Raw genomic sequence first — 13,136 nt, 5'->3', positions numbered from 1 at the left:
GCAAACAATGCGGATACGCAGTGGATATAGGACTAATCGAAGTTTTTGCTCCGAAAGGCCAGGGGCGTTATCCCTGTGATTTTCGTAAACAGCCGGGTAAAGTAGGAGAAATCATCGTACCCCAGTTCGCCTGCTATTTCTTTTACTGATTTATTGGAATGCGAAAGAAGTCGCTTGGCTTCAAGGGTGACACGTTGCTGTATATGATATGAAACGGGCTGTCCGGTGGCAGCTTTGACACACTCGTTAAGATAGGGTGTGGTTATATTAAGATGCCTGGCATAGGTCATCGGACTTTTAACTTTCATGAAGTCATGTTCCAGTAACGATCTGAATGCCTTGGTGATAACTTCGAACCGCGAATAAGTATCTGCTGATTTTGAATGCGTTAAATACTGGGAAACGATTAAAGCGACCAGTGTATTACAACTTTCTTTTAGGATGACATCATATAATTTCTCTTGTTTCCTTTCGGAAAGCTGGATGCAGAGCGAAGCTGTATTCGAAATAACAGACAGGGTTTCTGTGTCCAATAACAGGGGTTTTGCAGGTATGAGGTCTTCCAATAGTTTCACATATTCCGGCTGGAGGTTTTCGCTGGTAATGATCCAACTGCTTGTCGTTGCATTTTCAAACGAAATTAAACGATGCACCTGGCTGGGGTGGATATAAATGACAGATGACGCTTGTATATGATGGGTTTGAAAGTCTATTTCAATTTGCGTGGTCCCTTTTTCCTGTAAAATAAATAAATGCCCGTTATCCCGGTGTGATCGCTCTACTTCTTTAAAATTTGGCAATCCATTGATAGATGTTCGGCCAATAACTATTCCCTCCCTGATACCCGCCGGTAAAGTATTAACAGGAATATGCTTGCTTTTTTTATCCATCATGCTGCATTACAAAGTTAGCTTTTTACAGTAGGTATTGATGGTATGCACCAGATATGCCCATGCCGGAAGATTTAAGCATCGATGCGGCCGGCATCCGTAATTAATACGGCGCTTTGTGCGTATATCCGCTTTTGACATCGGGCTTATAGTATCAATATCAATGATGTTTTCCATTGCTATTCTTTTTTGCCATATCAAAGTTATACCAACTGTATTTGCTTGGTAGGGCTTTTGCCTGTAATCAGTAATTTTGGTAGATAATACCGTAATTGATATAACATTTGACTCAAAAATAGGCCCCAACTTTGTGCAATTAAATTAATAAGGATCTGTTAACATCATTAAATATATGAAAACAAGAAAATTAGGTAATAGCGGCCTCGAAGTATCCGAATTGGGATTAGGCTGCATGGGTTTAAGTTTTGCTTATGGCCCGGCAACTGAAATAAAAGATGCGGTTAAACTGCTGCATGCTGCGGTTGAGAAAGGAGTCACTTTTTTTGACACTGCCGAAGCTTACGGCCCTTTTACAAATGAGGAGCTTTTAGGCGAAGCTCTTGCGCCTTACCGCGATCAACTGATTATTGCTACTAAATTTGGTTTTAAAGAGGGCAAACCCGGTGATGGAATGGATAGCAGGCCCGAGCGTATCAGGCAGGTGGCCGAAGCATCTTTAAAAAGATTAAGAACTGACCGTATCGACCTTTTTTATCAGCATCGTGTTGACCCGAATGTACCTGTAGAAGATGTGGCCGGAACAGTTAAAGACCTGATACAGGAAGGTAAAGTGAAACACTTTGGTATGTCTGAAGCGGGCGTGCAATCTATCCGTAAGGCACATGCGGTGCAACCGGTAGCTGCCCTGCAAAGCGAATACTCCTTATGGTGGCGTGAACCCGAGCAGGAGATCATGCCATTATTGGAAGAGTTGGGGATTGGCTTTGTTCCTTTTAGCCCGCTCGGAAAAGGTTTCTTAACAGGTGCCATCAACGAAAATACAACTTTTGCTAAAGATGATTTTCGGAACATCGTACCGCGCTTTACACCCGAAGCGAGGGCGGCCAACAAAGCCATGGTTGATCTGCTTACCAAAATTGCACAGGAAAAACAGGCTACCCCGGCACAAATAGCCCTGGCGTGGCTGTTAGCTCAAAATCCCTGGATAGCGCCTATTCCCGGAACTACTAAATTGCATCGTTTAGAAGAAAACCTTGGCGCTGCAGCTATTTTATTATCTGCTGATGATCTTACTCAAATTGAACAAGCATCCTCACAAATTGAAATTGAAGGCGCACGGTACCCCGAGCATTTGCTGAAAAGGGTAGGTAAATAGTATAATTTGATTTGTTAGATATTTCATTGAAGAGGGCAGCCTGCAAGGGCAGCCTTTTTTTGTGCATTGCCATCTGCATAAAATGATTCATGTAACAATTGTAACAAATTAAATATATAGTCTATAGATTTGGTAGTTTATTTTTTAATTTCTATGTTTGTCGCCGTACTCATAAAAAACAAGAGTGATGAACACTTTTTTTACCACCACAACAGTACTTCCTGAACAAGCACTACGAATGCACGCTTCTCCAAAAGCATGTATGTGCTGTTGTTGTAAATAACGCTATTTATTCGTGAAACTGATTATTGCAGGTTAACATACCGGCCCTGCATCGCTATGAAAAAAAATGATTTGATTTTGTAAGGTACTTTAACACAGCATATGAACTAAAACAATACCCCCACTAATTAAAATAACCGGCAAGGAAGCCTTGCCGGTATAGCAATGACAAACCGGCTACGTAACGCCAATCACTCCACCGGTTTGCATCTGAGCTAAACTAAACGCATTGAACATTTATTTTAACCTCGTTAAATATGGAAATATTTATCCGTAAAAACACAACTGTACTTTCCAAATATCTTTTCCTGCTCTTGTTCTTTTTGCCTTTTGCGGCAGCGGCCCAGCAGGAGCCGCCTGCAACCGTTAATTCAATTTTAAAAGGACGTGTATTTGATGCTGCCACCCGGGATGTATTACCGGGTGCTGTAGTGTCAATTAAAGGTACAACGCACGCGGTTTCAACCAACGCCGAAGGCCGTTTTGACTTTGTAACCGGTCAAAAATTCCCTTATACACTGATCATCCGTTTTATTGGTTATGATCCGCAGGAAATTGTTGTTAACGGCAGCCCCATTGAAATATACCTGAAACCTATTCCGCAGCAACTAAATGATGTGGTGGTAGTGGGCTACGGTACCAAAACCCGTAAAGATCTGATCAGTTCGGTATCAACCATCAAAGCCGATGAAGTAAAGAAAACCCCGGTTGCCAGTTTCGATGCGCAACTTCAGGGCAAAGCATCTGGTGTACAGATCAACTCCAATACCGGTGTGCCGGGCGATGGTGTTTTCATCCGTGTGCGTGGTACCACATCCATTAACGCCAGTAACGACCCGCTATATATAGTTGATGGCGTGTTTTTGAATAACACCAGTCTGCAAACGGTTAACACCGGTGGCAGGGCTACATCGCCAATTGCTGATATCAACCCCGATGATATTGAAAATATTGAGGTGCTGAAAGATGCCAGCGCTACGGCTATTTACGGTTCGCGCGGTGCAAACGGCGTAGTTATCGTTACTACCAAACGCGGTAATTACAACAGCAGGCCTAAGGTAAACTTTAACGTTTCGCAAGGGTTGGCATGGCAGCCTAAAGACAGGCTTTGGAAACTGACCACAGGTCCTGAACATGCCGAAATTGTGAATGAATTTTACCGCAATTCCGAAGCTGATGCCGTTGCTTTATCTGATGCTGCAGGTATCAAAAAATATGCTGTTTTGCCATTCCGTGCTGCGGACGATAACCCAACAGCTACACCAGCGCCGAGGGGCTTGCCTTCTGATCAAAAGACTTATGACCGTTTGAGCGAGCTGTTTCGTACAGGGCTTTTATCTAATTATGATCTTTCATTAGAAGGAGGCTCAAAAGATACCAAGTATTACATAGGTGCCGGTTACACCAAACAGCAGGCCGATATCAAACCAATTGATTTCAGTCGCCTCGGCTTTAAGGTGAACCTTGACCAGCGCATCAGCGACCGGGTGCAGGTAGGTACCAGCAACAGCATTTCACGATCATACCGTAACCAGGCCCGCTCAGGAGATGGTCCTGCCGGAGGTTTATTCCAGTCGGCATTGCATACGCCAACTTATCTGCCCGAAACCAATGCTGATGGTACCCCCGCAACTTATGCCGGTTTTGATAACCTGCAGGTGTTGCTGAACAATTATGATGTAAATACGATAAGCTTGCGTTACATTGGCAATGTTTATGCCGATATAGAAATTTTAAAAGGCTTGAAATTTCGTTCAAGCTGGAGTGTTGATTATAACAACTACAACGAATCTGAATATTGGAATGATAAAACGCAATTAGGCGCATCACCAACCAACGGCCTTGCAACATCAGCTATAACCCAAAGCACTGCCTGGATCAATGAGCAAACTTTAACCTATCACCATTTATTTGCCGAAAAGCATGCTTTTGATGTGGTTGTAGGTAATACACTGCAAAGTAACGTGGTTGAACTAACATCGGCACAGGGCACGGGTTTCCCTAACAATGCCTATACCGATATTACATCGGCATCTACGCGTACTGCCAACCAAACCTGGACAAAGGCCAACCTTTCTTCATTCTTCTCCCGCATTTCATACAACTACGCAAGTAAATACTACCTGGAGGTGAGTGCCCGTGCTGATGGCTCATCAAAGTTTGGTACTAACAATAAATGGGGATATTTCCCGTCTGTAGGCGCTTCATGGCGTGCCAAGGAAGAAAGCTTTTTGAAAGATATAAATGCTATCAGCGATCTTAAACTGCGTGCAAGCTACGGTGTTACCGGTAACCAGGCAGGTATCAATAACTTTGCAGCGCAGGGCCTATGGAGTGGCGGGGCAGGCTATCCCGACAATGTAACAGGCGGAGATAAAGCCGGAACAGCGCCGCAGCAATTGGCAAACCCTAACCTGAAATGGGAACGTACAGCGCAGGCCAACGTTGGTTTCGACTTAGGGTTATTGAATAACCACCTGAATTTATCTGTCGATCTGTACTCTAAACAAACCAGTAATGTGTTACTGCAATTGCCTGTTCCTGATATTACGGGCTACAGCACTTATTACAGCAACGTTGGTAAAATAAGCAATAAGGGTTATGAGGTAAGCATCAGCTCAAATAATATCAAAACCAAAGATTTTAGCTGGAGTAGCAGTTTCAATATTTCGGGCAACGTAAACAAGATCAAATCATTGCCGGTGCCAATTAACCAGTACAACCGCGACTGGATCCGGATGGAGCAGGGGTACTCTATGTTTTCGTTCTGGATGTATAAGCAATTAGGAGTTGATCCGCAAACAGGTAACGCCATATTTGAAGATGTTAATAAAGATGGCGTCATCAATACTTCCGACCGCCAGATTGTTGGTAATGCACTACCTAAATACTTTGGTGGCTTAAGCAATACCATTACTTACAAAGGTTTTGATGCCAGTTTCCTGTTTACTTTTGAAGAAGGTAACAAGGTGCTTAACCTTAACCGTTTCTTTGGCGAAGGCGGCGGCACCCGCGATGCCAACCGCGTAATATTTGCCAGCCAGCTAAACAGGTGGCAAAAGCCGGGCGACATTACCGATGTACCACGCCTTACAGCTTATGGCAACAACTATACACTTGAGCAAAACAGCCGCTTTTTAGAGGATGGCTCATTCATTCGCCTCAAATCATTAAGCCTTGGTTACACGCTGCCAAAGGCACTTACTCAAAAAATAGATATCCAGGCGCTGCGCATTTATGTGGTTGGGAGTAATCTGTTGCTATTCACAAAATACACCGGGCCAGACCCTGAAGCCAACGTAGGCGGTGGGCAGGATGTACAGGGACTTGACCTGGGTACACCACCGCAGCCACGCTCAGTTCAGTTAGGTGTAAACATTACTTTATAAGGAGGGCCATGATCATGAAAATATTAAAAACTATAAAATACACATTACCTGTTTTAACACTTGTAACGCTGGCCTCCTGCAAGAAATTTCTGGATGTGCAGCCAAAAGATTCGGCACCTGACAACCAAACCATTTTCGACAGGCCATCTGCCGAAACCGCCGTACGTGGTATTTACAGGGCTTTATCTGCCGATAACTACTATGGCGTAAATTTTGTTTCGGTTGGTTATTTATCGGGCGATAATATCCAGTGGACTGGTTCGCAATCCATCGTACAGCAGTTTATTGATCATAACGTAAAGGCAGATAACGCTACAGTATCAAATATCTGGCTGGCTATTTACACCACTATAAACCGTGCAAACTATGTAATTGCCAAGCTACCGGCGGTTACCGATGTATCGCTGACTAATGCCGAAAAAAACCAGTTGCTTGGTGAAGCTTATTTCATCAGGGCCTTATGTTATTTTGACCTTGCCCGTACATGGGGCGGTGTGCAAATAGTTACTACGCCAACGCTATCGGCAACAGATAAAAATGGTATAGCCCGTAGCACGGTTGAACAAACTTACGCTCAGGTGCTTAGCGATCTGAACACTGCCGAGCCATTGCTTCCGTTACCAACAGCACAAAATCCGGTAAGGGCCAATAAAGAAACTGTTTATGCTTTAAAGGCAAGGTATTATCTGTACCAAAAGGACTGGGCTAACGCAGAAAAATACGCTACGCTTGTATTGGGCGATACCCAAAACTATTCGCTGCTGAAACCATATAGTGCGTGGTTTGCCAATAATGTTATAGGCACAAAAGAATCGGTTTTTGAATTGGCTTACAGTGCAACCTATACCAATGGGCACAGGGGCCAATGGCAGCCGCCTGCTAATAATGGTACCAGGCAATGGGCCCCCAACAATACGTTCGTTACGTTGGTTAATGATCCCGCAATTGGTGGCAATCGTAGTGCCCTTGTTGCTAAAACCACGGCAGGTTTGTGGTATGGTAACTTGTACTACCGCAGCCCGGCTACTGACCCGGCCTACATCATCAGGATTGCCGAAGAGTACCTGATCCGCGCCGAGGCCAATGCCCAGCTTAATAAGCTTGATGATGCCCGTATTGACCTGAACGCCGTACGCGACCGCGCAGGCTTAACCGCAACAACCGCGGTTTCGCAAACGGATGTTTTGTTGGCTATTGAAAACGAACGCCGTATTGAATTTGCACTTGAAGGCCACCGTTGGTTTGATTTGGTGCGCACCGGCAGGGCGGCGGCAGTATTGGGTGTAACAGATGCTACGAAAAATATATTGCCGATCCCGGTTGATCAGCTGAATGTTGACCCTGCATTAACGCAAAACCCTGGTTATTAACGGACATAAAGCCGGGTGACTGAGTGGCTAAGTAGAGGTCTGCAAAACCTTGCACGGCAGTTCGAACCTGCCCCCGGCGTCTTCTAAATCAATTTAAAAACATCAAACAATGAGCACATTAACCACCAACCAAACCAAATGGAAGGAGTACGAAAAGGGGGCTTTTCGGTTCTTCTTCATTTACTTTGTGCTGCAGGCCCTTCCGCTTGATTGGAAGTACTTCGGCAACCTGTTCCGCATTCAGTGGGGCAGCCTCAGCTTTGGCGATATTTTTTACATTAGTCGTTACACGCCGCAATTTATATCAGGCAGCAGTACACCCGGCACATGGGGCATTGGCACCCTTGCCGACTGGGCACTGATAGCCGGTATTGCATTGATAGGTGCTGTGATCTGGAGCATTCGCGATAAAAAGAGCGAAAACTATAATAACCTGTATTACTGGCTGCGGGTGATCCTGCGTTATCGGTTGGCTATTGGCATTATAGCTTACGGCTTTATTAAATTTTTTCCACTCCAATCGCCGCTGCCTTCATTAAGTAATCTTAATACATCTTATGGCGATTTCAATCGCTGGAAACTATTTTCATTAAGTCTGGGTATCGTACCGGGCTACGAGTCATTTTTGGGTTTGGTTGAAATAGTGGTTGGCGTATTGCTGTTGTTCCGTAAAACGGCAACATTGGGTGCCGTAATTATTTTGGTATTTACGGGCAATGTATTTATTTCAAATATAGCCTATGACGGCGGAGAGGCTCTTTATGCGCTTTACCTTATCAATATTGCTTTATTCCTTACTGTTTATGATATACAGCGTATTTATACCCTGGTAGCATTACGCAAACCAACAGCACCTAACACGGTAAAAGTTTCGTTGAGTGGTCAGTGGCGCACCTCCCGTTTGGTTTTGAAAAGCTTGTTCATTTTCTTTTTTGTATTCCTTTACGGCTACAAAACATACGCCGCTTACCATCATGATATTTACCAATATCCGCAGGCAAAAGGGTTAGCAGGTGTGGCCGGATTATATAACGTGAGCGATTTTAAAGTTAACAGCAAACAATTACCATACTCGCAAACCGATACTACCCGCTGGAACGATGTTGTTTTTGAAAAATGGAACACCATAAGTATCGGATCTTTAAAAAGATATAAAGCAGATACCGCTACTACCGAAGAGATTAGCCGCAGCAATGACGACCGTAAGTACGAGCTTGACGGCACAACTGGCCGGGCCTATTACAGTTATGTGGCCGATACCGTAAAACAGGAGTTGCTGCTTAAAAACAGGAACAGCAATTATAAGGCCGATCAGTTCACGCTTCATTATACCAAACCGGCAAACGGCACTATCATCCTCACAGGCGTTGATCATGATCGTGATTCAATTTATGTTCAGCTTGACAGGATCAACAAAAAATACCTTTTGCAGGAGGCTGCACAGGGCAGGACCAAGGCGCTTAAACTTTAAGATAGAAACTTTTAAAGATATTAATCATGGCAACAACAGTAATAAATCCGGAGGCACAACAGCTAAACAATGTTGCACCGGAAAGTAGGCCCGGCAAACCGGCCCCTGCAGCAGCACCGTCCGTGAAAAAGGAATGGACTGCAACCCAACGTGTGGCTTTCCGTATTGCATTCATCTTTTTCATTATCATGTGTATCCCGGTAACGGGCGAGTGGTGGAACAACCTGGTAACCATCAACTGGTTTCATTTGCATTACCGCGATCTGTATGATATAGCGCGGTTTTCGCCAAGCATTTACAAATTTCAAAACCCTGCCTATAACCTGTTAGGTTATATTGACTGGGTTGAAGCGCTTGCCATAGGCATTGTTGGTGGTTTGGTATGGACCGCCATTGATAGCAAAAACAAGCAATATCATAACCTGTATTACTGGCTGCGCGTGGTGGTGCGGTACAGGGCAGGTATAGGCATAATCGGGTTCGGCTTTACTAAGCTGTTCCCGGTTCAAATGCCTTATCCTTCATTAGGAGTACTCAACGCTCATTTTGGCGACCTCACGGCACAAAAAATCTACTGGCTTTCGGTAGGCATTGTGCCATGGTACCAGGTATTTGCCGGTGTTGTTGAACTGGCGGCAGGTACTATGTTATTCTTCCGCAAAACCACCACTTTTGGCGCGGTACTGCTGTTAGGTGCTTTGGGCGATATAACTTATGTGAATTTTGCTTATGATGGCGGTGTGCATGTTTATGCATCTTATTTTGTATTGTTCTCGGCATTTTTATTATGGTATGATATTGTGCCGGTTTATAACCTGCTCGTCAAAGAGCGCTTTACCGTTCCGCCGGTTTTGATCCCTGTATTTACTCAAAAGTGGCTCAAAACTACGCGCATTGTTTTAAAAACTGCTACTATCGGCATATTCCTGGTTTGGTTATTCTATTTGCAGTATGTAAACTTTAAATATGATCCATATAAGCAACCAGCCACAAGTGGTGTAAAGCAATTGCGTGGTAACTACAATGTAAGTGAGTTTAAACTCAACGGGCAGGATATCCCTTATTCGCCTTTGGATTCGGTTCGCTGGCAGGGGGTAACGTTCGAGAAGTGGTCGTCATTAACTTTTAACGTTAACAAACCATTAAATCTCGATCTATCTAACGGCGGAGGATCGCCAATGCGCGATATCAATCGTAATTTCGAGCTTACGGGTGTTGCCGGCGGCAAACGGGTATTTTATTACGATGCCGATACCGTGAATAAAGTACTTTATTTACAGGATAAATTGCCTGAGTTTACCAAACGCAAAGGTAAGCGCGGCAGCCGTAGCGGTGATAAGGCAGCTGATAACAAATTGGCAAAATCATTTATTCCTGCCGAAGCGAAAGCTAATATCCGCAACGAGGTAACAGCTATTGACCCGGCCGCGCAATCAACGCGCCGTGAGCGCGGTGTGCCCGAGGAGCTGAAAGATAAGCGTAAGCGCGCCCATATGGTGCTCAATTACACTGCTGATGCAAACGGATCGCACATTGTACTGACCGGTAAGGACGACAAGAAAAATGATGTGTATATTGTGCTTGACCGCATAAACCGTCAATACGCACTTGCCGATAGCAAATTGGTTGCGGGCAAATACTAAAAACAGATACCATATGAAACCGGAAAAACGTGATTATGATGCAGTGATAATAGGCTCAGGGCCAAATGGCCTTGCGGCAGCGATATTGTTGCAGCAACACGGGCTTTCGGTTTTATTGCTGGAAGGCAAGGATAAGATAGGCGGCGGTTTACGTACGGAAGAGCTTACCCTGCCCGGTTTTAAACATGACGTTTGTTCGGCCATTCACCCGCTGGCAGCAGGGTCACCATTTTTTGAAACACTGCCGCTGCATGAACACGGGCTGGAATATATCTATCCCGAGATTGCCGCAGCGCACCCTTTTGATAACGGAACGGCCGCGGTACTTAAAAAATCAATCATCGAAACTGCCGACTTGCTTGGCGGGGATAGGGATGCCTACATTAAGCTCATGACACACCTGGTTAAATCATGGCCCGGTTTGGCTGCTGATGTATTAGGGCCGCTCACCATTCCAAAACATCCGGTTGATTTGGCGGTTTTTGGACTCGATGCTCTTACCTCATCAACCCATTTGGCCAAACGGTTCAAAACAGAAGAGGCTAAAGGGCTTTTGGCGGGCATGGCTGCGCACAGCATACAGCCTTTAACCAATCTAACCACATCGGCCATTGCATTGGTGCTGATGGCTAACGGACATTTAAAAGGCTGGCCGGTGCCCAAAGGAGGCTCGGTAAAAATAGCAGAAGCATTGGCTTCATATTTTGTATCCATTGGAGGGAAGATAGAGACCAATACCTATATTACCGCTTTTGATCAGCTGCCATCGGCTAACGCGGTTTTGTTTGATGTTACGCCGAAGCAGTTGCTGCAAATTGCCGGACATAGGTTTTCATCGCTATACAAATGGCAGTTAGAACGTTATCGTTACGGAATGGGGGTTTTTAAGGTAGACTGGGCACTTGACGACCTTGTGCCGTTTAAAGCACAAGGTGCAAGGCAGGCCGGAACAGTGCATGTTGGCGGTACGTTAAAGGAAATCGCGTTTGGCGAACAGCAGATCTGGGACGGACAACATCCCGAAAAGCCGTTTGTATTATTAGCTCAGCAAAGCATTTTTGATTACACCCGTGCCCCTGAGGGCAAGCATACAGCCTGGGCTTACTGCCACGTGCCCAACGGATCAAATAAGGATATGACCGATATTATCGAAAAACAGGTAGAGCGTTTCGCTCCTGGTTTTCGCGAACGGATTATTGGCAGGCATACCTTTAATACCCGGCAACTGGAAAATTATAATCCCAACTACATCGGCGGGGATATTAACGGCGGGGTTATCGACTTAGGACAACTGTTTACCCGGCCGGTGCTGCGGCGCTCGCCTTATCGTACGTCGGCAAAAGGCATTTATATCTGTTCGTCATCTACTCCGCCGGGCGGTGGGGTACATGGCATGTGCGGCTATCATTCGGCCAAACGTGCACTAAAAGATGTTTTTAACATCAGCACAAAATCATAACATATTATCACACCATAAAATTTAAACTATGTCAACCACCACTACTAAACTAACCCTGCACGAAGACTGGGCAGTAGTTATTTTAGGTTCTTTGATCATTATCTTATCGCTGGCAGGCCTGCTTTTACCGGTACCAACCTTCGGCTGGAAAACCGGTACCGATTTAACAGGTACCGTACTGGGCGCGGCCAATCTGGTTAAAATACTTCAACAATTTGTATTTGTAGCCATCATTGGCGGTGTAGGAGCATTCATTACCGGCAAATCTGTTAAAAATTATGCTTTAGGTTTTCCGCTGGTTTATGTAGTTACTATACTGGCGCTTGTGCTTGCAGGCAGCAGCCAGGCCAAATCGCTTAATCTCGAAGCTGTAATATTCAGCCTTGTGCTGGGCTTGCTGATCAGCAATTTTATCAAGCTGCCCGAATGGTTAAAATCATCACTTTCAACCGAATTGTTTGTAAAAGTTGGTTTGGTACTTTTAGGTACCAGCGTAATTTTTGGCGATATTTTAAAAGCCGGTTCTTTAGGATTGATACAGGCATTGTTAGTGGTAACCTCCGTTTGGTATTTTGCATACTGGGTTTGTAAAAAGCTAAAAGTAGATGACGAAATGGCTATGATGATATCAAGCGCAGTGTCTATTTGCGGTGTATCTGCTGCTATAGCCACGGCGGGAGCTATTAAAGGCGATTCGAAAAAATTATCTTATGTAATATCAATGGTATTGATAACGGCTATTCCGATGATGATCTTTATGCCGATCATAGCTCATTATTTCAAATTTTCAGAGCCGGTTACCGGAGCCTGGCTGGGCGGTAGTATTGATACTACAGGTGCGGTTGTTGCATCAGGATCGCTGGTTGGTGAAATAGCCTTGAAGATAAGTACTATTGTGAAGTTTTCGCAAAATGTATTACTTGGTTTAGCTGCTTTCGCGATCTCTATTTACTGGACATATACCAAGCACCCATCTGCAAACGATAAGGAAACCAAGCCAACGCTTAAGGTGATCTGGGAGCGCTTCCCGAAATTTGTTTTGGGCTTTATTGGTGCGTCTTTATTGTTTTCGTTTTTCCTGCCGCCATCGGCTGCTGCTACAGTTAAGGATAGCTTGAAGAACTTGCAGGGGCTTTGGTTTGCGCTGGCCTTTACCAGTATTGGCCTTGAAACCAACTTTGCCGATCTGTTTAACAGGAACAGCAAGAAACCATTGTATGCTTTTCTGATTGCGCAAACCTTTAATATTTTCATTACGCTGGCTATAGCGCTGATATTATTTTAAACCCTTTTATC

At 44.6% G+C, this 13,136-nt stretch carries 8 protein-coding genes and 1 tRNA gene; 8 read left to right on the top strand and 1 reads right to left on the bottom strand.

Going from position 1 to position 13,136, the window contains the following annotated elements:
- Positions 1-32: 32 nt before the first annotated feature.
- Positions 33-893, bottom strand: coding sequence for a helix-turn-helix transcriptional regulator (locus MTO98_RS20695; RefSeq protein ID WP_243480889.1), 861 nt, complete (start codon positions 891-893; stop codon positions 33-35).
- Positions 894-1,242: 349 nt separating this feature from the next.
- Here MTO98_RS20695 and MTO98_RS20690 point away from each other — a divergent pair, with 349 nt between their 5' ends.
- The 8 genes from MTO98_RS20690 (at position 1,243) to MTO98_RS20655 (ending at position 13,125) form a co-directional block, all read left to right on the top strand.
- Positions 1,243-2,226 carry an aldo/keto reductase gene (locus tag MTO98_RS20690; RefSeq protein ID WP_243480888.1) on the top strand — a complete coding sequence of 328 codons (984 nt, stop codon included), beginning with the start codon at positions 1,243-1,245 and terminating at the stop codon, positions 2,224-2,226.
- 539 nt (positions 2,227-2,765) lie between these two features.
- Positions 2,766-5,897 (top strand): TonB-dependent receptor, encoded by a 3,132-nt coding sequence (locus tag MTO98_RS20685; RefSeq protein ID WP_243480887.1) that lies wholly within the window; start codon positions 2,766-2,768, stop codon positions 5,895-5,897.
- Between the two features lie 14 nt (positions 5,898-5,911).
- Positions 5,912-7,267 (top strand): RagB/SusD family nutrient uptake outer membrane protein, encoded by a 1,356-nt coding sequence (locus MTO98_RS20680; protein WP_243480886.1) that lies wholly within the window; start codon positions 5,912-5,914, stop codon positions 7,265-7,267.
- Positions 7,268-7,276: 9 nt separating this feature from the next.
- Positions 7,277-7,347 (top strand) — tRNA-Cys (locus tag MTO98_RS20675).
- Positions 7,348-7,376: 29 nt separating this feature from the next.
- The gene (locus tag MTO98_RS20670; RefSeq protein WP_243480885.1) at positions 7,377-8,738 is read left to right on the top strand and encodes a DoxX family protein; all 1,362 of its coding nucleotides are present in this window, start codon (positions 7,377-7,379) and stop codon (positions 8,736-8,738) included.
- Positions 8,739-8,764: 26 nt separating this feature from the next.
- Positions 8,765-10,381, top strand: a complete 1,617-nt coding sequence (locus tag MTO98_RS20665; protein ID WP_243480884.1) for a hypothetical protein — start codon at positions 8,765-8,767, stop codon at positions 10,379-10,381.
- Positions 10,382-10,394: 13 nt separating this feature from the next.
- The gene (locus MTO98_RS20660) at positions 10,395-11,840 is read left to right on the top strand and encodes an NAD(P)/FAD-dependent oxidoreductase (RefSeq protein ID WP_243480883.1); all 1,446 of its coding nucleotides are present in this window, start codon (positions 10,395-10,397) and stop codon (positions 11,838-11,840) included.
- 28 nt (positions 11,841-11,868) lie between these two features.
- A complete protein-coding gene (locus MTO98_RS20655) occupies positions 11,869-13,125 on the top strand; it encodes a YeiH family protein (RefSeq protein ID WP_243480882.1) in 1,257 nt (418 codons plus the stop codon).
- Positions 13,126-13,136: the final 11 nt, after the last annotated feature.

It is taken from the genome of Mucilaginibacter sp. SMC90, assembly GCF_022811725.1.
GTDB lineage: Bacteria > Bacteroidota > Bacteroidia > Sphingobacteriales > Sphingobacteriaceae > Mucilaginibacter.
This window is presented reverse-complemented; position numbering and strand designations above follow the sequence as displayed.